Origin of the sequence: Ramlibacter montanisoli (assembly GCF_013087525.1) — a bacterium.
Taxonomy (GTDB): Bacteria; Pseudomonadota; Gammaproteobacteria; order Burkholderiales; family Burkholderiaceae_C; genus Ramlibacter; species Ramlibacter montanisoli.
Genome location: NZ_JABFCS010000001.1, coordinates 925448 through 947516 on the forward strand (window position 1 = coordinate 925448; position 22069 = coordinate 947516).

Here is a 22069-nt window from a genome sequence, read left to right on the forward strand (position 1 = left end):
CCATGGCCTACGTCAAGACCACGCTGGACGAGGCGGCGCTGCCGGCCGGCGGCTTCGCGCAGCGCTGGCGCCACTGGGACAAGTCGGCGATCGTCTGGCTGGTGGCGATCGCCGTCCTGGTGTTCCTGGTCGTCAACCCGCTGCTGCGCCTGTTCGTCGTCAGCTTCCAGGACGCCAACGGCGCCTTCACGCTCGCCAACTACGCCGGCGCCTACGGCCGCAGCCGCTACCTGGAGGCGCTGCTCAACTCGCTGATCCTCGGCGTGTCCGCGGGCGCGCTGTGCCTGGTGTTCGGCGTGCCGATGGCCTGGGCGCTGTCGCGCACCGACATGCCTTTCAAGGGGTTGGTGTGGGTCGCGATCCTCGGCACCTTCATCATCCCGCCCTACCTGGGGGCGGTGGGCTGGATCCTGCTGGCGGGGCCGAATGCGGGCTGGTTGAACAAGGCCTACGTCGCGCTCACGGGTGCGTCTTCCGGGCCCTTCAACATCTATTCGATGCCCGGGCTGGTGCTGGTGGTGGCCTGCTACAGCTTCCCCTACGTGTTCGTGCTGACCAAGTCGGCGCTGGACCTGGTGTCTTCCGAGATGGAGGACGCGGCCAACATCCTGGGGGCCGGCAACCTGCGCACCACCTGGCTGATCACGCTGCCGCTGGTGCTGCCGGCGATCCTGGGCGCCTTCATCCTGGTGTTCCTGGAGGCGATCGCGCTGTTCGGCTCGCCCGCGCTGATCGCGCTGCCGGCACGCTTCCACGTGGTGACCACGCAGTTGTGGCAGTTCTTCGAGTTCCCGCCCAAGATCGGCCTGGCCGCGGCCTACGCCATGCCGCTGCTGGTGATCACCATCCTGCTGTTCTGGGTGCAGCGGCGCATCACGCACCGCAAGGGCTACGTCTCGCTCACCGGCAAGGGCGGCGAGCGGCGGCCGGTGCCGCTGGGCCCCTGGAAGTGGCCGATGCTGGGCTGGTGCCTGTTCGTCTGCACGCTGTCCTTCTTCATGCCGCTGGTGGTGATCTGCCAGGCCGCCTTCGCCAAGGCCTGGGGCCGCGGCTTCTCGCTGGACAACCTGACGCTGCGCAACCTGGTCGCGGTGGTGGTGGACAACGACCTCACGCGCACGGCCACGCTGCACACCTTCCTGTACGCGGGCACGGCCTCGCTGATCGCGCTGGTGCTGGCCATGTGCATCGCCTACATCACCAACCGGAACCTGGTGAACCGGCACGTGGGCAGCGTGCTGGGCTTCCTGACCATGGCGCCCTTCGTGGTGCCGGGCATCGTGCTGGCGATCGGCTTCTATGCGGCGTACACGCAACCGCCGCTGGTGCTGTACGGCACGGCCTGGATCCTGATCCTGGCCTTCACGACGCGCTTCCTGCCGATCGCCTACGTGAACAGCAATGCCGCCATCCGCAGCATCAACCCCGAGCTGGAGGAGGCGGTGCGCACGCTGGGCGGCTCGCGCCTGACGGCGATCCGCTACGTTGTGATGCCGGTCCTCAAGCGCAGCATGGCGGGCGCCTTCATCCTGGTGTTCATCCCCGCCACGCGCGAGCTGAGCACGGCGATCTTCCTCTACTCGATCAACACCCAGGTGCTCTCGGTGCTGCTGTTCGACAAGAGCGACGAAGGCAATTTCGAGATGCTCGCCTCCATCGGCCTGGTGCTGGTGGTGATCACGGTGTCGCTGATCCTGCTCGGCTTCCGTTTGATGGGGCGGGACTTCATGTTGAGAAGGACGACGGTCGCATGAGCCAATTGGTGTTGAAGAACGTATCGAAGACCTTCGGAAGCGTGAACGTCGTGGAAGGTTTGAACCTCTCCCTGCGCGACGGCGAATTGGTGTCGCTGCTGGGGCCCTCGGGCTGCGGAAAGACGACGACGCTGCGCATGATCGCCGGCTTCATCTCGCCCAGCGAGGGCACGATCGAGCTCGATGGCCGGGTGATCTCCTCGCCGCAGTCGACGCTGCCGCCGGAGAAGCGGGGCATGTCCATGATCTTCCAGAGCTACGCGATCTGGCCGAACATGACGGTGTACGAGAACGTGGCCTTCGGCCTGAAGCTGCAGAAGGTGGCGGTGGCCGATGCCCAGAAGCGCGTGGAGAAGATCCTCGACGTGGTGCAATTGAAGCACCTGCGCGACCGCTACCCCGCCGAACTGAGCGGCGGCCAGCAGCAGCGCGTGGCGCTGGCCCGTGCCATCGTGGTGAACCCGGCCGTGCTGCTGCTCGACGAGCCGCTGTCCAACCTGGACGCCAACCTGCGCGAGGAGATGCGCTACGAGATCCGCCGCCTGCACGACGAATTCAACATGACCATGGTCTACGTCACGCACGACCAGGCCGAGGCCATGGTCACCTCCGACCGCATCGCCGTGATGAACAAGGGCCGCATCGAGCAGCTCGATGCGCCCTTCGAGCTGTACCGCCACCCCAAGACGCGCTTCGTGGCCGGCTTCATAGGCCGCACCAACTTCCTGACCGGCGCGCGCCGCGACGACGGCGTCGATTTCGGCGGCTTCCGGCTGCCGGCGGGCGCGCTGGCCAGCGACGGCCCGCTGCCGCAGGAAGTGCAGATCTCGATCCGGCCGCAGTGCATCGCGCTGTCGCGCGACAAGCCGGCCGAGCGCGACCAGCGCTGCTGCGTCGAGGCGAGCGTGCAGCGGCGCTCCTATCTCGGCGAGTCGTGGGATTACCACATCACCGTGGCACCATCGGTGGAACCGATCCGGGTCAGCGCCCGCCCGGCCGACGTGTTCGAAGTCGGGCAGAAAATCTACGCCGAGATCGATTGTTCCCAGATCACCGTCCTCCACTGAACAGAAAGACAGCCTCCCCATGCCCCTGCCCCTCGAAGGCATCCGCGTCCTCGACCTGACCAACGTGATGGCGGGCCCCTACTGCACGATGGTGCTGGGGGACCTGGGCGCCGAAGTGATCAAGCTCGAAAGCCTGGATGGCGACAGCACCCGCAATTTCGAACCCAAGGTCAACGACGAGTCCTACTGCTTCGCGGTCCTGAACCGCAACAAGAAGAGCATCTCGGTGGACATGAAGGCCGCCGAAGGCAAGGCGATCGTGATGATGCTGGCCGCGCAGGCGGACATCATGATCGAGAACTTCCGCCCCGGCGTGGTGAAGAAGCTGGGCGTGGGCTACGAGGACGTGAAGAAGGTGAACCCCGGGATCATCTACGCGTCCATGTCCGGCTTCGGCCAGACCGGCCCGTACGGCAAGAAGGGCGGCTTCGACATCATCGCCCAGGGCATGTCCGGGATCATGATGATGACGGGCCATCCGGGCGGCCGGCCGGCCAAGGTCGGCATCGCGATGAACGACATCGCCTGCGGCGTGACCACGCTGTACGGCATCCTCGGCGCGCTGATCGGCAAGCTGCGCCACGGCCAGGGCCAGTACCTGGAGACCTCGCTGCTGGAGGCCGGCCTGGCCTGGAGCATCTGGGAGTTCGGCGCCTGGTTCGGCGGCGGCGAGAAGCCCACGGCCACCGGCACGCGGCACCGCCGCTCCGCGCCCTACCAGGCCTTCCGCTCCAAGGACGGCTACGTCACGGTGGGAGCCAGCGGCGACAAGCTGTGGCGCGCCTTCGTGGAGCAGGTGGTGAACAGGCCCGAGTGGCTGCAGGACCCGCGCTTCGAGAAGAACCCGCTGCGGGTGAAGAACGTCGAGGCCCTGCAGGAACTGATCGAGTCGGTGCTGGTCACGCAGCCCACCGCCCACTGGGTGGAGAAGCTCGATGCCGCCGGCGTGCCGGGTGGTCCCGTCTACACCTACGACCAGACCCTGTCCGATCCGCAGGTGCAGCACCGCCGCATGGTGTACGACATCGACCATCCGAAGATCGGGGCCATGAAGACGCTGGGCCTGCCGGTCAAGTCGAGCGGCGAGCTGACCGAGATCCGCAAGCCCGCGCCCCTGCACGGCCAGCACACCGAGGAGGTGCTGCGGGCCGTCGGCTACAGCGAAGCGCAGGTGCGCAGCCTGCTGGCCGAAGGCGTCGTGAAGTCCACCGGAGTGCCGGCATGAAACTGCAGACCGACCGCATGATCGCGCAGAAGGACGGCGGGATCGGCTGGATCACCTTCAACAATCCGGCGCGCCACAACGCGGTCTCGCTGCCGATGTGGCAGGGGCTGTTCGATGCCGTCAGTGCGTTCGCCGAGGACCCCGAGGTGCGGGTGATCGTGCTCAAGGGCGCGGGCGAGAAGGCCTTCGTCTCGGGCGCGGACATCTCCGAGTTCGAGGAGAAGCGTTCCAGCCAGCAAACCATCGAGGCCTACAACGCGGTATCGCACCGCGCGACCGCGACGCTGCACAACGTGAACAAGCCGACCATCGCCATGATCCGCGGCTACTGCGTGGGCGGTGGCGTGTCGGTGGCCCTGTCCTGCGACATGCGCATCGCGGCGGAGGGTTCGACCTTCGCGGTGCCGGCGGCCAAGCTGGGGCTGGGCTACGAGTTCGACGGCGTGCGCAAGCTGGTCGACGTGGTCGGCCCTTCGTTCGCGCGCGAGATCTTCTACACGGCCCGCCAGTTCAGCGCGCAGGAAGCGGTGACCATGGGGCTGGTGAACCGGCTGGTGCCGGTGGACGGGCTGGAGTCCTATGTGCGCGACTACGCCGGCACCATCGCGGCCAATGCGCCGCTGACGGTGGGTTCGATCAAGACGCTGGTGGCGCAGGCGCTGAAGGACGAATCGCAACGCGACGACGCGCTGTGCGAGGCCGTGGTGCGGCGCTGCTTCGAGAGCGCCGATTACGTCGAAGGGCGCACGGCGTTCATGGAGAAGCGCAAGCCGAAGTTCACGGGGCGCTAAGGATTCGTCATCCCCGCGGAGGCGGGGACCCAAGGCTTGCGCCTTGGTCTTCCGACGCCTCGGGTTCCCGCCTCCGCGGGAATGACGGTCCCCGGCCCTGGCCGTGCAGCACGTACAGGCCAGCCGCCACCAGCAGCGCTATCCCCACCCACGCAATCACGTTCGGGATGTCCGCCCACACCGCATACCCCAGCACGATCGCGAACAGCAGCGCCGTGTAGCGGAAGGGGGCGATCAGGCTCATCTCGCCGCCGCGCATGGCCACCGTCAGCAGGAAGTAGCCGCCACTGAGGAACACGCTGGCGGCCGCCAGCAGGCCCAGCTTGCGAGGCGCGGAAGTCGCGCCATTCCGAGAACAGGCTCCACGCGCCCGCCAGCACGGTGACGGCGATCGCCGTGCTCAGCGTGATCAGGATCGAGGGGATGCCGCGATCGATGACGCGCGTCATCAGGTCGCGGCTGGCGTGCAGCAGCGTGCCGCCCAGGCAGAGCAGGGCGTAGGCATTGAAGGCGGCACCCGTGGGTTGCACCACCAGCAGCACGCCGGTGAAGCCGGTCGCGATCGCCAGCCACCTGCCGGCGCCGACCCGCTCCTTGAAAGCCACCACCGCGAACAGCGTGATGAACAGCGGCGTCGCCATGTTGATCGCGGTGGCGTTGGCGATCGGCAGGTGGAACAGCGAGGTGAGGTAGGCCATCGTGGCGAAGGCGTCGAACAGGGCGCGCAGCAGCACCCGCCGGTCCAGCAGGTCCTGCAGGCGCGCCGTGGCGCGCATGCCGTGCGCGATGGCCACCAGCAGCAGGGTGGCGAAGATGCCGCGCAGGAAGATCAGCTGCGGGCCGGGCAGCGACTCGCTGACGTGCTTGACGAGGGAGTCGTTGACGACGAAGCAGGCCATGCCGCCCGCCATCGCCAGGATGCCGCGCCGGTTGGCCGCGCGCGCCGCGTCCGTGGTGGGAAAGTTCATGCGAGGCGCCATGTTAGCGCCGCCGCGGCCCGTGTTTGATCCAGATCAGTCGGAAGCCAGTTTCCGGCTTCCATACTGGTTCGCGAAAGGAGACACGGCATGCAGAACAAAGCCGGCATTCCCGGGACCATCATCTTCGACGGCACGCAGGCCCGCAAGGGCTACGCCCTCAACCGCATGTGCTTCTCGTTCAACGACCAGGTGAACCGGGACAGCTTCCAGCGCGACGAGGAGGCCTACATGGCGCACTACGGCCTCGCGCCGGCGCAGGCGGAGGCGATCCGCAAGCGCGACGTGCTGGGGCTGCTGGCGGCCGGCGGCAACGTCTACTACCTCGCCAAGTTCGCCGGGATCCTCGGCCTGGACGTGCAGGACCTCGGCGCGCTGCAGACCGGCCTGTCCAAGGACGAATTCAAGGCGCGGCTGGTGCGCCAGAACGACCAACCCGCACCGCGCGCGGCCTGAGGAGGACACGCATGGCGAAGATCGTCGGTGGCCTGACCACCTCCCACGTGCCCGCCATCGGCGGCGCTATTGCCAAGGGGCTGCAGGGCGAGCCCTACTGGAAGCCCTTCTTCGACGGCTTCCTGCCGGTGCACGAGTGGCTCAAGGACGTGAAGCCGGACGTGGCGGTCGTCTTCTACAACGACCACGGCCTGAACTTCTTCCTGGACAAGATGCCGACCTTCGCGATCGGCGCAGCGCCCGAATACCGCAACGCCGACGAAGGCTGGGGCATCCCGACGCTGCCGCCCTTCAAGGGCGAGCTGGACCTCTCGTGGCACATCATCGAGCACCTGGTGGACAGGGAATTCGACGTCACCACCTGCCAGGAGATGCTGGTGGACCACGCGTTCACCCTGCCGCTGAAGCTGTTCTGGCCCAAGGGCGTGCCCGTCGCCACCGTGCCGGTGTGCATCAACACCGTGCAGTTCCCGCTGCCGAGCGCGCGCCGCTGCTTCGCCCTCGGGCAGGCGGTGGGCGAGGCGATCCGCGCCTGGGACAGCGACAAGCGCGTGGTCGTGATCGGCACGGGCGGCCTGTCGCACCAGCTCGATGGCGAGCGCGCCGGCTTCATCAACAAGACCTTCGACCTGAAGTTCATGGACAGCCTGGTGAACGACCCGGAATGGGCCACGCAGTACAGCATCCATGAGCTGGTGGAGAAGACCGGCACCCAGGGCGTGGAACTGCTGATGTGGCTGGCCACGCGCGGCGCGGTGCCGGGGCGGGTGCGCGCAGGTGCATGCGAACTACCACATCCCGATCTCCAACACGGCGGCGGGCATGATGGCGCTGGAGCCCCTGGCGTAGGCAGCGGGCGCCTTGTGGCCGCGCGGCCGCGGGCGCATACTGGCCGGGTCCGTCTTCACCAGAGGAGGACCCCATGAAACATGCCATGGAGCCCGCCATCACCGGGAGCCTGAGCATCTTCGAGCGATCCTGCGGCTACTGCGGCGCGCGCTTCCGCGTGCTGGCCACGCAGGTGCCCGACCATCCCCACCGGGAAGAGTACGCCTGCCCCGAATGCGGCAAGTGCTACGTGGCCGAGGCGAGCGCGGAGCCGGAGGTGCAGTTGCTGCGCCCGCGCAGCGACGGCAAGAACGACCGGTACCAGGAAACGATGTTCTGATCAGCGCAGGCGCGCGGGGCTGAGCATCGCTTCGGTCAATCCGAACTCCGCGATCTGCTGCGGCAGCGGCAGGCCGCGCGCCAGCGCGGCGCAGGCTTCGCCCATCGCCGGCGAGGTCTGGATGCCGTAGCCGCCTTGCGCGGCCAGCCAGAAGAAGCCCGGCGCGGCAGGATCGAAGCCGCCCACCAGGTCGCCATCCGCCACGAAGGAGCGCAGTCCGGCCCAGGTGCGCGCGGGCCGGCGGATCTCCAGCGTGGTCATCTGCTGGATGCGGTCGATCGCCAGGGCGATGTCCAGTTCTTCCGGCTGCACGTCCTGCGGTTCCACCGGGTCCGCATTGGCCGGCGAGCCGAGCAGCATGCCCGCGTCCTGCTTCACGTACCAGGTTTCGTCGGCACTGATGAGGCAGGGCCAGTGGCGCGTGTCCACGCCGGCCGGCGGCGCGAAGGTGAAGGCGGAGCGCCGCCTCGGCTGCAGGCCGATGGTGGGGACGCCGGCCAGCGCTGCGACCACGTCGCACCACGCGCCTGCGGCATTGATCACAATCGGCGCGCGCCAGGTCCCGGCCGGGGTGGCCACTTCCCACGCGCCGTCCTTGCGCGCAAGCCCGGTGACTTCGGCATCGCACACCACCGCGCCGCCGGCACGCCGCAGTCCGCGCAGGTAGCCCTGGTGGATCGCGTGCACGTCCATGTCGTTGGCTTCCGGCTCCAGCACCGCGCCGATGAGGCGATCGCGGCGCAGCACCGGCACCAGGTCCAGCGCCTCGGCGGCCGTCAGGCGGCGCGCGTGCGGCGTCATCGCGCGCAGCAGCTCCCAGTGCTCCTGCAGCAGTTCCTCCTGCCCCGGCGCCGCGACCAGCAGGCAGCCGCGCGGCCCCAGCACGGGGTGCTCGGAGAAGCCGGGTGGCGGCGCGTCCAGGAAGGCGCGGCTGGCGCGCGTGAGGGCGCGGACCTGCGGGGTGCCGTAGCTTTCCAGGAAGAGTGCGGCCGATCGCCCGGTGGAGTGGTAGCCGGGTTGCGCCTCGCGCTCCACGACCACCACGCGGGCATGGGGCGCCAGGAAGTAGCCGACCGAGGCACCGGCGATGCCGCCGCCCACGATCACGAAATCCGCTTGCTGCGTCATGGGGTTGATTCTAGGTAGCATGCCAACGGCTCGGCCCCGCGGCGCAGTTAAACTCGCTGGATGCGTTGGGACGTCCTGGAAAAACTCGCCCGCGGGGCGGCCGGCCTCGTGCTGGCGTTCGCCGCGGCGGCCGCGTCCGCCCAGGCACCGCAACCGCCGCACGACCCGCAGACCAGCATGTTGCCCGATGCCAAGGGGGCCGTGCCCTGGTCGCTGCTGTCGAAGACGGCGATCCGCCGCGTCGACGGCAAGCTCGGTCCCGATTTCCCCGGCCCGCTCAGGCCCTTGCACGGCAAGGCCGTGAAGGTGCAAGGCTACATCCTGCCGCTCGAAGCGGGGCAGGTGCACCGCCGCTTCCTGCTGTCCGCCTGGTCGCCCAGCTGCCCGTTCTGCCTGACCGCCGGCCCGGAGGCCATGGTGGAAGTGCAGGCGAAAAGCGCGGTGAAGTATTCGCTCGAACCCGTGGTCGTGCAGGGCCGGCTGGAACTGCTGCCGAACGATCCGGCCGGCATGTTCTACCGCCTCGTCGATGCCGAACCCGGCACGCTGAACTGAATTCCTTTCCCTCCCTCCTGAAGACAACGACATGATGAGACGACAGCTCGTCGCCGCGCTCGCGGTGGCGTTCAGCACGGCCCTCGCGGCCCCCGCCTGGGCCCAGGATCCGCCCGCGATCCATCCCGCCACCGAGGCCGCCTTCGGCCGGCTGGCCGCGGCGCCCGCCGTGAAGCAGGCGCTGGACTTCATCCGCGCCGAGGACGAGCGCACGCTGAAGGACCAGATCGAACTGACAGAGATCCCGGCGCCGCCCTTCAAGGAATCGGTGCGGGCCGCCGAATACCTCAAGCGCCTGAAGGCGCTGGGGCTGGCCGACGCGCGCATCGACGCCGAAGGCAACGTGATCGCCGTGCGCAAGGGCACCGGCCGCGGCCCGGTGCTGGTGGTTTCGGCGCACCTGGACACGGTGTTCCCCGAGGGCACCGACGTCAAGGTGAAGGTGAAGGACAACCGCTATTCCGCCCCCGGCATCTACGACGACGGCCGCGGCCTCGCATCGCTGCTGACCATCGTGCGGGCGCTGAACCAGGGCAACATCCGCACCGTGGGCGACATCGTGTTCGTCGGCACGGTGGGCGAGGAGGAACTGGGCGACCTGCGCGGCGTGAAAGCCTTCTTCCGCGAGAACCGCAACGTCGACGGCTTCATCTCCTTCGACGGCATCGACATCAGCCGCATCGTCAACCAGGCGACCGGCAGCCGCCGCTACCGCATCATCTACACCGGCCCGGGCGGCCACAGCTTCTCCGCCTTCGGGCTGCCCTCGGCCACGCATGCGCTGGGCCGCGCGATCGCCAAGATCAGCGAAGTGCGCACGCCGGACAGCCCCAAGACGACCTTCACCGTCGGCACGCTCAAGGGCGGCACATCGGTCAACGCCATCGCGGCGGAAGCGGAGCTGGGTCTCGACATGCGCTCCAACAGCGCCGAGGAACTGAAGAAGCTGGAAGAGCGCATGCTGCAGCTCGCCCGCGAGGCAGCCGCCGAGGAAAACGCCCGCTGGAACCAGAAGGACGTGATCAAGGTGGAGTTCAAGCTGGTGGGCGACCGTCCCGCAGGCGCCGGGTCCATCGATTCGGCGATGGTGCATGCCGCGCGCAAGGGCATCGCGGCCGTCGGCGGCGAGGTGAAGTCGATCATGGCGTCGAGCACCGACTCGAACCTGCCGATCTCGCTGGGCATCCCGGCGGTGACGCTGGGCAGCGGCGGCATCGGCGGCGGCTCGCACGGCCCCGGGGAGTGGTACTCGCCGGTGAACGCCTGGCTGGGGCCGCAAAGCCAGTTCCTCACCATCGTGTCGCTGGTGGGGATCGATGGGGTGGTGCAGCCGCTGCTGCCGAAGCGCTGACGTGACCGCTGGGGTTCGGCTTCGCGCTCACCCCAGCCTACGAAACGAAAAAAGCGGCCCGAAGGCCGCTTTTTCGTTGGGCGCGTTACCAGTAACGCCGGTCGTCCGGCCAGCGGTCCTGCGCGTTGGCGACGCCGTCGCCGTCACGGTCCCAGCTGCTGTAGCCGCCGCCATAGGTCGTCGTGCCGTAGGTCGTGCTGCCGTACGTGGTGCTGCCGTAGATCGGCCGGCCCCACTGGTCGTAGCCGGTGATGGCGTAGCTGCCCGTATTCGGTTGCACCAGCACCTGGCGGCCGTACTGGTCGATCGTCACCTGGCGGCCGTACTGGTCGACATAGACCTGGCTGCCATAGGTGGTGCCGCCATAGGTGTTGTTGCCGTACACGTTGGCGCCGTAGGTGCCGTAAGGCTGCGTGTTGTAGGGCTGCGTGCCCGCCACCACCGCGGGGATGCCGCGGTTGCTGTAGGCCGGATAGCCCGGGTAGGTCTGGTAGGTCGGCTGGCCATAGCCGAAGATGCCGCTGAGGACGCTGCCGATGTCCTGCGCGGAGGCCGCCCCGCCGACGGCGAGTGCGCCCGCCGCCACGGCCGTGAGGATGAACTTCTTCATGGTGATTTTCTCCTTGTGGGTGCGAAGCGCCGCTTCGCGATAGCACCATTGCACCCGCAGCAGCGCACGCGGGCTATCGGTGCACCGCCCTCGCGGCGTGCGTCCAGCGCGGCCATGGGCGTAGGCCGTGCCTGCTCAGCGGGTAACAGGCATGAAAAAAGGCCCCGAAGGGCCTTTGTGGAGCTGCAATCTTTACAGCGTGTCGATGAAGCTGCGCAGCTTGTCGCTGCGGCTCGGGTGCTTGAGCTTGCGCAGCGCCTTGGCCTCGATCTGGCGGATCCGCTCGCGGGTGACGTCGAACTGCTTGCCAACTTCCTCCAGCGTGTGGTCCGTGCTCATCTCGATGCCGAAGCGCATGCGCAGCACCTGGCTTCGCGCGGCGTGAGCGAGTCGAGGATGTCCTTGACCACGTCGCGCAGGCCGGCCTGCATGGCGGCCTCGATCGGCGCCGTGTTGCCGGTGTCCTCGATGAAATCGCCCAGGTGGGAATCGTCGTCGTCCCCGATCGGCGTTTCCATGGAGATCGGCTCCTTGGCGATCTTCATGATCTTGCGGATCTTGTCTTCCGGGATCTCCATCTTGGCCGCCAGGATGCTGGCGTCCGGCTCGAAGCCGAACTCCTGCAGGTGCTGGCGCGAGATGCGGTTCATCTTGTTGATGGTCTCGATCATGTGCACCGGGATGCGGATCGTGCGCGCCTGGTCCGCGATCGAACGGGTGATCGCCTGGCGGATCCACCACGTGGCATAGGTCGAGAACTTGTAGCCGCGGCGGTATTCGAACTTGTCCACCGCCTTCATCAGGCCGATGTTGCCTTCCTGGATCAGGTCCAGGAACTGCAGGCCGCGGTTGGTGTACTTCTTGGCGATGGAGATCACCAGGCGCAGGTTGGCCTCGATCATCTCCTTCTTCGCCTCGCGCGACGAGGCCTCGCCCTCGTTCATGCGGCGGTTGATTTCCTTCAGTTCGTGCAGCGGCACCACCACCTGCGACTGCAGGTCGGTCAGCTTCTGCTGCAGTTCCTGGATGGCGGGCACGTTGCGCGCGATGATCACGCTCCACGGCTTGCCGGCGGCGGCCTGCTTCTCCACCCAGCGCAGGTTCAGCAGGTTGGGCGGGAATTCCTTGATGAAGGTTTCCTGCGGCATGCCGCACTTGTCCACGATGATGCGGCGCAGCTCGCGTTCCTTCTTGCGGATGTCGTCCACCTGGCCGCGCACCATGTCGCACAGCTTCTCGATGGTCTTGGCCGTGAAGCGGATGCTCATCAGCTCCTCGGACAGGGCCTTCTGCGCCTTGTGGTACGAGGGCGTGCCCCAGCCTTCCTTGTCGTAGACCTTGTGGACCTTCTCGAACAGGGTCGCGATACGGTCGAAGCGTTCCAGCGCCTGGGCCTTCAGCTCCTCGAGCTTGCGGGTCAGCGCCTTGGAGCCGCCCGAGCCGTCGTCATCGTCGTCGGCGTCGAACTCGTCGAAGTCTTCTTCGGCCACGTAGTCGTCGGCTTCGTTCGGGTTGGAGAAGCCGTCGACGATGGTGGAGATGACGATCTTGCCTTCGCGGATCTCCGCGGCCAGGCGCAGGATCTCGGCGATGGTGGCGGGCGAGGCGGAGATCGCCTCCATCATGGCCATCAGGCCGCCTTCGATGCGCTTGGCGATCTCGATCTCGCCCTCGCGCGTGAGCAGTTCCACCGTGCCCATCTCGCGCATGTACATGCGCACCGGGTCGGTGGTGCGGCCGAACTCGCTGTCCACGGTGGACAGGGCGGCTTCGGCTTCCTCTTCGGCTTCTTCCTCGGTCGCGGCGGTGGGGCCGGTGTTCGTCAGCAGCAGCGTCTCGGCATCGGGCGTCTGCTCGTACACGGCCACGCCCATGTCGTTCAGCATGGACACCACGACTTCCAGCGTCTCGGCGTCCACCGCTTCTCGGGCAGGTGGTCGGTGATCTCGGCGTGCGTCAGGTAGCCGCGCGTCTTGCCCAGCTTGATCAGGCTCTTCAGGCGCTGGCGGCGCTTGAGCATTTCCTCTTCGGTCAGGATCGTCTCGTCCAGGCCGAATTCCTTCATCAAGGCGCGTTCCTTCGCCTTGCTGATCTTCATGCGCAGGGGCTTGGCCTTCTCCGCGACCGCGGCCACTTCCTCGACGACCGGCTCGCCGTCCTCGAATTCGGCTTCGACGTCGGCCAGGTCCACGTCTTCCTCGCCCTTGGCGGCAGGTTCCGCCGCCTTCGGCTTGCGGCCCCGCTTGGCACCCGTGGTGGCCTTGGGCGGCGTCGCGACCTCGGCGCTCGCCTTGGGCGGACGGCCCGGTTTCTTCTTCACCGGTTCATCGGCAGGGGCGGCGCCCTTGGCGGGCTTCTTCGCTTCTTCCTTGGCGGAGGCCTTTTCGACCTTGGCGGGGACTTCGTGGGCACGTTCTTGGCTGCTTTCGTCGCGGGCTGCTTCTTGTCGGTCTTCACGACCTTCAGCTGGGCCTTGGCGGAGGTTTGGGATGTGGATTGGACTGACTTTCGGTCGGCAGGTTTCGCAGCGGGAGACGGCTTCGCGGACTTTTGAACGGGCATACGACCTCTGAACAGGACAGCAGGAACAAAAATGCGCCACGACGAACCCGGCGCGGGTGAAGAAAGGCCGACCTGGGCCTTACGGGCAAGATGGGTGGGCGAACATTTGGTGTGCAGTCCTTGCGGTGATGTGGCCTGTGCCCGCTTGGGGCGCCGCGCAATGTGCGCGGAGGGCCGGTCCGGAGGTGCTGCTGTCGCTCTTGCCGCGTAGCAAACCCTACATTATACCGTTGACCAGGGAATTCAAGGATTGGGCCCCGGTTTTTGGCGTTCCTGCAACTCCTGCTGCTTCCGGCTGAGTTCGTAAAGCCGCTCGACGCGGCCCGGTTCCGAGGCGGGGAGCTTGCCCACCCGCCGGATTTCCTCGGCGACCGCGTCCAGGTGGATCTCGGTGATGGCCCGGCGCAGTTCCCGCTCCCCCATCTCCTCGACGTCGTGGGCGCGGCCACTGGGCTGCATCTCGTCCAGCGCGTTCAGGCGGCCCGCCAGCTCGGAAAACGGCTGGCCTTCGATCCCCAGCTGCAGCACCGCCCAGGGCTCGCCCCCGTGCTCGTGGTACCGGGTGTCGATCCAGGAGAACAGGTCGCCGTGCGGGGCCTCGAGCTCGCACAGCAGGTGGTGGTCGTCGTTCGTGAGCAGGTCCCAGGCCTGGGAGTTGCGCAGGACGGCGCGCGCGATGTGTTCCGCCATGGCCACCGTCTTGGGCTTGATCGCATGCCGCCGGCCGGCGCCGTAGGCCCGCTGCTTGTACGGCGACTCCGCGTCCTTGCGCTTCCTCTGGGCCGGCTTGCCTTCGGGACGGGCCAGGCCCCACAGCTCCATCAGGTCGTGTTCGCCCAGCTGGGCCCGTTCGGCGATGGTCCCCAGCAACTGCTTGCGCAGCGCGCCTTCGGGCAACTGCTTCCACAAGGGGCCGGCGTTGCTGACCATCTTCGAGCGCCCTTCCGCGGTGCCCAGGTCGCAGCCTTCGGCCGCCGAATCGACCAGGAACTCGCTCAGGGGCACGGCCTGCCGCACGAAGCGGGCGAAGGCCTCGTGCCCGTGCTCGCGGATGTAGCTGTCCGGGTCGTGCTCCGAGGGCAGGAACAGGAACTTCACGCTGCGCACGTCGCTGGCATAGGGCAGGGCGCCATCGAGCGCCTTGCGGGCGGCGCGCCGGCCGGCGGCGTCGCCGTCGAAGCTGAAGACCACGCTGTCGGTGAAGCGGAACAGCTTCTGCACGTGCTCGGTGGTGCAGGCCGTGCCCAGCGTCGCCACCGCATTCGGGAATCCGAGCTGCGCCAGGCCAATGACGTCCATGTAGCCCTCGGTGACCAGCACGAAGCCGTGCTCGCGCAGCGCATTGCGCGCCTCCCACAGCCCGTAGAGCTCGCGGCCCTTGCTGAAGACCGGGGTCTCCGGCGAGTTCAGGTACTTGGGCTTCTCGTCGCCCAGCACCCGGCCGCCGAAGCCGATGCATTCGCCCTTGACGTTGCGGATCGGGAACATCACGCGGTCGCGGAAGCGGTCGTAGCGCTTGTCGTCTTCCTCGTTGACGATCACCAGGCCGCTTTCCGCCAGCAGCGGGTCGTCGTACTCGGGGAACACGCTGGCCAGGGTGCGCCAGCCCTCGGGAGCGTAGCCCAGGCCGAACTGCTTCGCGATCTCGCCCGAGACGCCGCGCTTCTTGAAGTACTCGATGGCCCGCGGCGAGTTCTTCAGGTGCTTGCGGTAGGCGGCGCCCGCCTTTTCCAGCACGTCGCTCAGCGTCGCCTGCTTCTGCTTCTGTTCGGCCAGGCGCGCGCGTTCGGCCGGGGGATGTCTTCCTCGGGGACCTGCATGCCGTACTGGCCGGCGAGGTCCTTCACCGCCTCCACGAAGTTCATGCCCGCGTAATCCATCAGAAAGCCGATGGCATTACCGTTCTTGCCGCAGCCGAAGCAGTGGAAGAACTGCTTCGAGGGACTCACGGTGAAGGACGGCGTCTTCTCCCCGTGGAAAGGGCACAACCCGGAAAAGTTCGCCCCCGTCTTCTTCAACTGCACATAGCGCCCGACGATCTCCACGACGTCGGCGCGCGCAAGCAGTTCCTGGATGAAGTTCTGGGGGATGGCCACGATCCCGGGTATTCTGCACCGCCCCCGAAAACGACTACGCTTCGCTTACATCAGCCAGGAGACCCGGCATGGCCAGCATCTTCGACCAGGACCTTGGGCGCAACGCCGCCAACTTCACCCCGATCTCGCCGCTGTCCTTCCTGGAGCGCGCCGCCGAGGTCTACCCGCACCGCACCGCGGTGATCCACGGCTCGCTGCGCCGCAACTGGCAGCAGACCTACGAGCGCTGCCGGCGCCTGGCCAGCGCCCTGCGGCGCGCGGGCCTGGGCAAGGGCGACACCGTGGCCGTGATGCTGCCCAACACGCCGCCCATGGTGGAGGCGCACTTCGGCATCCCCATGGCCGGCGCCGTGCTCAACACGCTCAACACGCGCCTCGACCCGGAAGCCATCGCCTTCATGCTGGAACACGGAGAGGCCAAGGCGGTGATCGTCGATCCGGAGTTCGCGCCGGTGATGCAGAAGGCGATCGCCCTGCGCAAGGACGCCAGGCCGCTGCTGGTGATCGACGCCGAGGACGCGCTGTTCACCGGCAACCCCCAGCGCATCGGCAGCACCACCTACGAGGACCTCCTGGGCAAGGGCGACCCGGCCTTCGCCTGGGAGCTGCCCGGGGACGAGTGGGACGCGATCGCGCTGAACTACACCAGCGGCACCACCGGCAACCCCAAGGGCGTGGTCTACCACCACCGCGGCGCGGCGATGAACGCCATCTCCAACATCCTCGAGTGGGACCTGCCCAAGCACGCCGTGTACCTGTGGACGCTGCCCATGTTCCACTGCAACGGCTGGTGCTTCCCCTGGACGCTCGCGGCGCGCGCCGGCGTGAACGTCTGCCTGCGCAAGGTGGAAGCCAGGGCGATGGCCGATGCGATCCGCGAACACGGCGTCACGCACTACTGCGGCGCGCCGATCGTGCACGGCCTGCTGGTGAACGCGCCGGACGAACTGAAGCAGGGCCTGCCGCAGGGCGTGAAGGCGATGGTGGCGGGCGCCGCGCCGCCGGCTTCTCTGATCGAAGGCATGGAGAAGATGGGCTTCGACCTGACGCACGTCTATGGCCTGACCGAGGTCTACGGCCCCGCGACCGCCTGCGCCAAGCACGAATCCTGGGACCGCCTGGACATCGGCGAGCGCGCGCGCCTGAACGCGCGCCAGGGCGTGCGCTACCACCTGCAGCGCAGCGCGCAGGTGCTGGACCCGCAGACCCTGCAGCCGGTGCCCTGGGACGGCGAGACCATGGGCGAGATCATGTTCCGCGGCAACATCACGATGAAGGGCTACCTGAAGAACGCCAAGGCGACGCAGGAAGCCTTCGCCGGCGGCTGGTACCACACGGGCGACCTCGCGGTGCAGTACCCCGACGGCTACATCAAGATCAAGGACCGCAGCAAGGACATCATCATCTCGGGCGGCGAGAACATCTCGTCGATCGAGGTCGAGGACGTGCTGTACCGCCACCCCGACGTGCTGGCGGCGGCGGTGGTGGCCAAGCCCGACGCGAAGTGGGGCGAGACGCCGTGTGCCTTCGTCGAACTGAAGGCGGGCTCGAAGGCCACGCCCGAGGAGATCGTCGCGCACTGCAAGAAGCACCTCGCCGGCTTCAAGGTGCCCCGGGCGGTGGTGTTCGGCGAATTGCCGAAGACCTCCACCGGCAAGATCCAGAAGTTCGAGCTGCGCAAGCAGGCGGGGTCGGCGAGCGCGATCGACGTCTAGGTCTTCATCGCCAGCCCCAGCCGGTCGATCAGCACCTTCTCCTTGACGTACTGCTCGCGGATGAACTTATCGTAGTCCGCGCTGTTCATGTAGATCACCGACTGGTCGTACTTCTCGAAGGTGGCCAGCACCGCCGGGTCTTCCAGCGTCCTGCGGAAGGCGTCGTGCAGGCGGCGCGTGACGGCCGCGTCCATGCCCTTGGGGCCGCCGATGCCGAAGGGCGATTCGGAGATCGTGTCGAAGCCCAGCTCGTTGAGCGTGGGCACGTTCGACCACTTCTTGGTGCGCTTGGCGCCGTAGGTGGCCAGCAGGCGCGCGGTGCCGCCGTCCACGTGGCCCGACCAGCCGGTGGAGTCGCTGTGCGCCATGGTGTGGCCGCCCAGCATGGCCTGCATGCCGTCGGCGAAACCCTTGAAGGGCACGTGCTGCAGCTTGATGCCCGCCTTGTCCGCGAACTCCTCCACCGCCAGGTGCGGCGTGGTGCCCTGGCCGGGCGAGCCGTAGGTGAACTTGCCCGGGTTGGCCCTGGCGAAGTCCACCAGGTCCTTGACCGACTTGATCGGCGAGTCGGCCTTCACCACCATGCCGAAGGTGTAGCCGGTCATGTTCAGGACGTAGGTGAAGTCCTTGAGCGGGTCGAACTGCATCTTCTGCATGTGCGGCAGCCGCGCGACGCCGATGGTGAGCTGCGACAGCGTGTAGCCGTCCGGCGGCGCCTTCACCAGTTCGTTGGGGCCCAGCATGCCGCTGGCGCCGGCCTTGTTCTCCACCACGATCTGCTGGCCCAGGGTCTTGCCGGCGCTCTCGCCGATCGCGCGCATCACCGCATCGGTCGCGCCGCCCGCGGGCCACGGACAGATCAGCTTGATCGGCCGCGCCGGGAAGGCCTGGCCGAAGGACGGCAGCGCGACGAGCGCCGGCGAGGCGAGGGCGGCGCGCACCAGCTGGCGGCGCAACCGGTTGGGACTGGACATGGCTTGTCTCCTTGGTGGTGCGCCAATCTAGCCCAGCACCCCGCGGGGCCCATGAGGGAAAGCCTGTAACGCGCCGCCTTGGCGTCCGTGGCTGGAGGCATACTCGGCCGGATGCGAGTGCTGAGCCCTGCCATGGCCTATGTGGCTGCCAATCCCGGCACCTTCACCAAGCGCGTGCTGAAGGGCTTCCAGGCGAACCAGGGGCTGTTGCTCGCGGGTGCGGTGGCCTATTACGCGCTGCTCTCGGTGGTGCCCCTGCTGATCCTGACCGTGATCGCGCTCGCGCGCATCCTGGACCCGCAGGAACTGCTGTCCACCCTGGGCGTGTACCTGGAGTGGCTGATGCCCGGCCAGTCCAAGGCGATCGTCGTCGAGCTCTCCAACTTCGTCGCCCACCAGGAGGTGATCGGCTGGGTGCTGCTGGTGACCATGCTGTTCTTCAGCTCGCTGGCCTTCACCGTGCTGGAAAAGGCCATGGCGGTGATCTTCCTGCACCGCTTCGCCATCAAGCGCCGGCGCTTCGTGGTGTCGGCCGTGCTTCCCTACTGCTACATCCTGTCGCTCGGCTTCGGGCTGCTGGTCGTCACGCTGGTGGCCGGCAGCATCCAGGCCCTGGGCCAGAACAACGTGCGCTTCCTCGGGCACGAGTGGTCGCTGGAAGGCGTCTCGGGCGTGCTGCTGTACCTGCTGGGGCTGGTGGGCGAGATCTTCGTGCTCACCTCGGTGTACATGGTGATGCCGGTGGGACGGCTGTCGTGGCGCCACGCGCTGCTTGGCGGAGCGACCGCGGCGCTGCTGTGGGAGATCACGCGCCACCTGCTGGTGTGGTACTTCGCCACGCTCTCGCAGGTGAACGTCGTCTACGGCTCGCTCACCACCGCGATCGTCGTGCTCCTGAGCTTCGAGATCGCGGCGACGCTGCTGCTGCTGGGGGCGCAGGTGATCTCGGAGTACGAGCGGATCGAGCGCAAGGAAGTGGTGAAGGCGACCTAGTCGCCCATCACGATGCCCTCGCGGCGCGGATCCGCGCCGCCGAACCATCCGGTGGGCGTGCGCTGGATGGCCTGCAGTCCGCTGGTCATGTCCTGCTCGCGCACCTCGTGGCCGCGCGCCTGCAGGGACTGCACCACGCCCGGCGTGAAGCGGCGCTGCTCCAGCAGCGTGGGGCCGTTGTTGGAGCCGAAGTTCGGCAGGTCGATCGCCTGCTGCGCGTTCAGGCCCCAGTTCAGCACGCCATAGAGCGTCTTGGCCGTGTAGTGGATGATCAGCGCGCCGCCGGGGCTGCCGCCGCTCATCACGATCTGGCCGGTCGCCTTGTCGAACACCAGCGTGGGCGCCATCGAGGAACGCGGGCGCTTGCCGGGCTGCACGCGGTTGGCGATCGGCCGGCCCTGCGCATCGGCGGGCGCGAAGCTGAAGTCCGTCAGTTCGTTGTTCAGCATGAAGCCGCGCACCATCTGGCGGGCGCCGAACTGGTCCTCGATGGTGGTGGTCATCGCGATCGCATTGCCGAAGCCGTCGACGATGCTGATGTGCGAGGTGCCGTACTCCACCTGCTCGGCACTGGGCGCATAGCGGCTCGCGCGCTGGCCCGGCGTGCCCGGTTGCGCAGTCTTCATGCTCTGAACCGCGATCTGGCCCGCGCGCGCCCGGAGGTAGGCCGGATCGAGCAGGCTCATCCCAGCCGGCCGGCCGGCGGCTGCACGAAGTCGGGATCGGCCAGGTACTGCGCGCGGTCGGCGAACGCCAGGCGCGCCGCTTCCGTGTAGAGGTGCAGCCAGTCGGCCGGGGGCAGGCCGTCCACCAGCGGCAGCGTGTCGGCCGTGGTGTTGGCCAGGATGCCGAGGATCTGTCCGACCGCGATCGCGCCGGAACTCGGGGGCGGGAAGCCGCAGATGCGGTAGTCCTTCGCGCGCGCACGGTAGTCGTGGCAGATCGGCGCGCGCTTCTTGGGCTGGTAGGCCGCGAGGTCGGCGAGAGTCAGCTTGCCGGGATTGGTGGGATGCTTCTGCACCTTGTCGACGATCGCCTGCGCGATCTCGCCGGCATAGAAGGCGCCCGCGCCTTCGCTGGCGACGCGCTTCAGCACTGCCGCGAGTTCCGGATTGCGCAAGGTGCTGCCCACGGCGAGCGGCTCGCCACTGGCCTGGAAGAAGTAGGCCCTGGCCGTCGGGTCCTTCTGCAGGTGCGCGTCGGCCTTGGCCAGCGTGTTCAGGCGCGGGCTCACGCGGAAGCCCTGTTCGGCCAGGCGGATCGCCGGCTGGAACAGCGCGGCCCAGGGCAGCCGGCCGTGTTGCCGGTGCGCCATCTCCAGCATCTTCAACGTGCCCGGCACGCCCACCGAGCGGCCGCCGACCACGGCCTCGTAGAAGGGCAGCGGCTTGCCGTCGGCGGCGAGGAACAGGCGTTCGTCGGCGGCGGCCGGCGCGGTCTCGCGGCCGTCGAAGGCCTCGACCTCGCGGCCGTTGGAATGCAGCAGGAAGGCGCCGCCGCCGATGCCGCTGGACTGCGGCTCCACCAGCGTCAGCACCATCTGCACGGCGATGGCGGCGTCGATCGCCGAGCCGCCGGCGCGCAGCACCTGGTAGCCGGCGTCGGTGGCCAGCGGATTGGCCGCGGCCACAGCGAACTTCGTCGTCGCCCAGCCGGGCTTGGCCGTCAGGCCGGACGCGGCCTCGGGCTGCTGCGGGACGGTGTAGCTGAAGCCGGAGGTGGGGGCGGTCGGGCTGGCGCAGGCGGCCAGCAGGCTCGCGGCGGCGAGCCAGGTGAGGACGGGGCGGCGCATGGGTTCTCCTTGTCCCTGGTGGTGCGTGTCCGGGGACTATAGGGCGGCGCCGCCCCGCGCGGGCTCCGGCTTACTTCGGTGCCAGGCGGATCGCGCCGTCGAGGCGGATCACCTCGCCGTTGAGCATGTCGTTCTCGAAGATGTGCTTCGCGAGCTTGGCGTAGTCCTCGGGGTGCCCAGGCGCGAGGGGAAGGGCACGCTGGCGGCCAGCGCGTCCTGCACTTCCTTGGGCATGCCGAACAGCATGGGCGTGCCGAAGATGCCGGGGGCGATGGTCATGTTGCGGATGCCGTTGCGGGCGAGGTCGCGCGCGACCGGCAGCGTCATGCCCACCACGCCGCCCTTGGAGGCGCTGTACGCGGCCTGGCCGATCTGGCCGTCGTAGGCCGCGACCGAGGCGGTGGAGATCATGCAGCCGCGCTCGCCGGTGGACTCGGGCTCGTTCTTCGCCATGGCTTCGGCGGCCAGGCGGATCATGTTGAAGGAGCCGATCAGGTTCACGGTGATGGTCTTGGTGAACAGCGCGAAGTTGTGCGCGCCGTTCTTGCCGACGGTCTTCTCCGCGGGCGCGATGCCGGCGCAGTTGACCAGTCCCATCAGCTTGCCCTGGGAAACGGCCTTGGCGACCACGGCCTGCCCGTCGGCTTCCTGGCTCACGTCGCACTTGACGAAGGTGCCGCCGATCTCCCTGGCGACCTGCTCGCCCTTCTCGACCTGCATGTCGGCGATGACGACCTTGCCGCCGGCGGCGGCCAGCATGCGCGCCGTGCCTTCGCCGAGGCCCGATGCGCCGCCGGTGACGATGAAGACCTTGCCCCGAATGTCCATCTCTGCTCCTGGTGTGACGTTGACGTA

Annotated in this window: 14 protein-coding genes and 5 pseudogenes; 11 read left to right on the plus strand and 8 right to left on the minus strand. The window is 68.0% G+C overall.

Features of this window, described 5'->3' with window-relative positions; all coding sequences use genetic code 11:
- The first annotated feature begins 2 nt into the window (after window positions 1–2).
- From HK415_RS04810 to HK415_RS04825, 4 genes are read left to right on the plus strand one after another with little or no spacing between them, the layout of a single operon-like run.
- Entirely contained in the window at window positions 3–1754 is a 1752-nt protein-coding gene (locus HK415_RS04810; protein ID WP_171556982.1) for an ABC transporter permease, read from the plus strand.
- Window positions 1751–2821 carry an ABC transporter ATP-binding protein gene (locus HK415_RS04815; protein WP_171556983.1) on the plus strand — a complete coding sequence of 357 codons (1071 nt, stop codon included), beginning with the start codon at window positions 1751–1753 and terminating at the stop codon, window positions 2819–2821. Before HK415_RS04810 ends, HK415_RS04815 begins: the two co-directional genes overlap by 4 nt.
- 19 nt (window positions 2822–2840) lie before the next feature.
- Window positions 2841–4046 carry a CaiB/BaiF CoA transferase family protein gene (locus HK415_RS04820; RefSeq protein ID WP_171556984.1) on the plus strand — a complete coding sequence of 402 codons (1206 nt, stop codon included), beginning with the start codon at window positions 2841–2843 and terminating at the stop codon, window positions 4044–4046.
- Window positions 4043–4837: an enoyl-CoA hydratase gene (locus HK415_RS04825; RefSeq protein WP_171556985.1), complete on the plus strand. Its 795-nt coding sequence runs from the start codon at window positions 4043–4045 to the stop codon at window positions 4835–4837. Before HK415_RS04820 ends, HK415_RS04825 begins: the two co-directional genes overlap by 4 nt.
- Here the strand turns inward: HK415_RS04825 and HK415_RS04830 are convergent.
- Window positions 4834–5805 (minus strand): DMT family transporter, encoded by a 972-nt coding sequence (locus tag HK415_RS04830; protein ID WP_171556986.1) that lies wholly within the window; start codon window positions 5803–5805, stop codon window positions 4834–4836. The genes HK415_RS04825 and HK415_RS04830 overlap by 4 nt on opposite strands.
- Before the next feature lie 99 nt (window positions 5806–5904).
- Between HK415_RS04830 and HK415_RS04835 the strand changes: the two genes are divergently transcribed.
- The 3 genes and pseudogenes from HK415_RS04835 to HK415_RS04845 all read left to right on the plus strand — a co-directional run bounded on the left by HK415_RS04835 (window position 5905) and on the right by HK415_RS04845 (window position 7438).
- The gene (locus tag HK415_RS04835; RefSeq protein WP_171556987.1) at window positions 5905–6270 is read left to right on the plus strand and encodes a protocatechuate 4,5-dioxygenase subunit alpha; all 366 of its coding nucleotides are present in this window, start codon (window positions 5905–5907) and stop codon (window positions 6268–6270) included.
- A gap of 11 nt (window positions 6271–6281) precedes the next feature.
- A pseudogene (locus HK415_RS04840) lies at window positions 6282–7119 on the plus strand (class III extradiol dioxygenase family protein).
- A gap of 73 nt (window positions 7120–7192) precedes the next feature.
- Window positions 7193–7438: a hypothetical protein gene (locus HK415_RS04845; RefSeq protein WP_171556988.1), complete on the plus strand. Its 246-nt coding sequence runs from the start codon at window positions 7193–7195 to the stop codon at window positions 7436–7438.
- Here HK415_RS04845 and HK415_RS04850 read toward each other — a convergent pair whose 3' ends face one another.
- Window positions 7439–8566 carry an NAD(P)/FAD-dependent oxidoreductase gene (locus HK415_RS04850; protein ID WP_171556989.1) on the minus strand — a complete coding sequence of 376 codons (1128 nt, stop codon included), beginning with the start codon at window positions 8564–8566 and terminating at the stop codon, window positions 7439–7441. It lies immediately after the preceding gene.
- 60 nt (window positions 8567–8626) lie between these two features.
- Here HK415_RS04850 and HK415_RS04855 point away from each other — a divergent pair, with 60 nt between their 5' ends.
- Both HK415_RS04855 and HK415_RS04860 read left to right on the plus strand, forming a co-directional pair.
- Entirely contained in the window at window positions 8627–9121 is a 495-nt protein-coding gene (locus HK415_RS04855) for a DUF3299 domain-containing protein (RefSeq protein WP_171556990.1), read from the plus strand.
- Window positions 9122–9152: 31 nt separating this feature from the next.
- On the plus strand, window positions 9153–10472 hold the full coding sequence (locus tag HK415_RS04860; RefSeq protein WP_171556991.1) for a M20/M25/M40 family metallo-hydrolase: 1320 nt from the start codon (window positions 9153–9155) through the stop codon (window positions 10470–10472).
- 85 nt (window positions 10473–10557) lie between these two features.
- Here the strand turns inward: HK415_RS04860 and HK415_RS04865 are convergent, their stop codons facing one another.
- The 3 genes and pseudogenes from HK415_RS04865 to dnaG form a co-directional block, all read right to left on the minus strand.
- Window positions 10558–11082: a hypothetical protein gene (locus tag HK415_RS04865; protein WP_171556992.1), complete on the minus strand. Its 525-nt coding sequence runs from the start codon at window positions 11080–11082 to the stop codon at window positions 10558–10560.
- 192 nt (window positions 11083–11274) lie between these two features.
- Window positions 11275–13644: pseudogene (gene rpoD / locus HK415_RS04870) on the minus strand (RNA polymerase sigma factor RpoD).
- Between the two features lie 243 nt (window positions 13645–13887).
- Window positions 13888–15740, minus strand: a pseudogene (dnaG, locus tag HK415_RS04875) (DNA primase).
- A gap of 68 nt (window positions 15741–15808) precedes the next feature.
- Here dnaG and HK415_RS04880 point away from each other — a divergent pair.
- The gene (locus tag HK415_RS04880) at window positions 15809–17455 is read left to right on the plus strand and encodes an acyl-CoA synthetase (protein ID WP_171556993.1); all 1647 of its coding nucleotides are present in this window, start codon (window positions 15809–15811) and stop codon (window positions 17453–17455) included.
- Here the strand turns inward: HK415_RS04880 and HK415_RS04885 are convergent.
- Window positions 17452–18429 carry a Bug family tripartite tricarboxylate transporter substrate binding protein gene (locus HK415_RS04885; RefSeq protein ID WP_253261768.1) on the minus strand — a complete coding sequence of 326 codons (978 nt, stop codon included), beginning with the start codon at window positions 18427–18429 and terminating at the stop codon, window positions 17452–17454. The two genes, HK415_RS04880 and HK415_RS04885, sit on opposite strands and share 4 nt — an antisense overlap.
- A gap of 132 nt (window positions 18430–18561) precedes the next feature.
- Here HK415_RS04885 and HK415_RS04890 point away from each other — a divergent pair, with 132 nt between their 5' ends.
- Window positions 18562–19422 (plus strand): YihY/virulence factor BrkB family protein, encoded by an 861-nt coding sequence (locus HK415_RS04890; RefSeq protein ID WP_309246578.1) that lies wholly within the window; start codon window positions 18562–18564, stop codon window positions 19420–19422.
- On the opposite strand, the pseudogene ggt reads toward HK415_RS04890, so the two are convergent.
- Window positions 19419–21214: pseudogene (gene ggt, locus HK415_RS04895) on the minus strand (gamma-glutamyltransferase). The gene HK415_RS04890 and the pseudogene ggt sit on opposite strands and share 4 nt — an antisense overlap.
- Before the next feature lie 70 nt (window positions 21215–21284).
- A pseudogene (locus tag HK415_RS04900) lies at window positions 21285–22042 on the minus strand (3-hydroxyacyl-CoA dehydrogenase).
- Window positions 22043–22069: the final 27 nt, after the last annotated feature.

Excerpts from the sequence above, each read along its gene's own strand:
- HK415_RS04865 (WP_171556992.1), bottom strand. The coding sequence starts at position 11,082 with ATGAAGAAGTTCATCCTCACGGCCGTGGCGGCGGGCGCACTCGCCGTC.
- HK415_RS04820 (WP_171556984.1), top strand. The coding sequence starts at position 2,841 with ATGCCCCTGCCCCTCGAAGGCATCCGCGTCCTCGACCTGACCAACGTG.
- HK415_RS04825 (WP_171556985.1), top strand. The coding sequence starts at position 4,043 with ATGAAACTGCAGACCGACCGCATGATCGCGCAGAAGGACGGCGGGATC.
- HK415_RS04880 (WP_171556993.1), top strand. The coding sequence starts at position 15,809 with ATGGCCAGCATCTTCGACCAGGACCTTGGGCGCAACGCCGCCAACTTC.
- HK415_RS04860 (WP_171556991.1), top strand. The coding sequence starts at position 9,153 with ATGATGAGACGACAGCTCGTCGCCGCGCTCGCGGTGGCGTTCAGCACG.
- HK415_RS04815 (WP_171556983.1), top strand. The coding sequence starts at position 1,751 with ATGAGCCAATTGGTGTTGAAGAACGTATCGAAGACCTTCGGAAGCGTG.
- HK415_RS04835 (WP_171556987.1), top strand. The coding sequence starts at position 5,905 with ATGCAGAACAAAGCCGGCATTCCCGGGACCATCATCTTCGACGGCACG.
- HK415_RS04845 (WP_171556988.1), top strand. The coding sequence starts at position 7,193 with ATGAAACATGCCATGGAGCCCGCCATCACCGGGAGCCTGAGCATCTTC.
- HK415_RS04855 (WP_171556990.1), top strand. The coding sequence starts at position 8,627 with ATGCGTTGGGACGTCCTGGAAAAACTCGCCCGCGGGGCGGCCGGCCTC.
- HK415_RS04890 (WP_309246578.1), top strand. The coding sequence starts at position 18,562 with ATGGCCTATGTGGCTGCCAATCCCGGCACCTTCACCAAGCGCGTGCTG.
- HK415_RS04885 (WP_253261768.1), bottom strand. The coding sequence starts at position 18,429 with ATGTCCAGTCCCAACCGGTTGCGCCGCCAGCTGGTGCGCGCCGCCCTC.
- HK415_RS04810 (WP_171556982.1), top strand. The coding sequence starts at position 3 with ATGGCCTACGTCAAGACCACGCTGGACGAGGCGGCGCTGCCGGCCGGC.
- HK415_RS04850 (WP_171556989.1), bottom strand. The coding sequence starts at position 8,566 with ATGACGCAGCAAGCGGATTTCGTGATCGTGGGCGGCGGCATCGCCGGT.
- HK415_RS04830 (WP_171556986.1), bottom strand. The coding sequence starts at position 5,805 with ATGAACTTTCCCACCACGGACGCGGCGCGCGCGGCCAACCGGCGCGGC.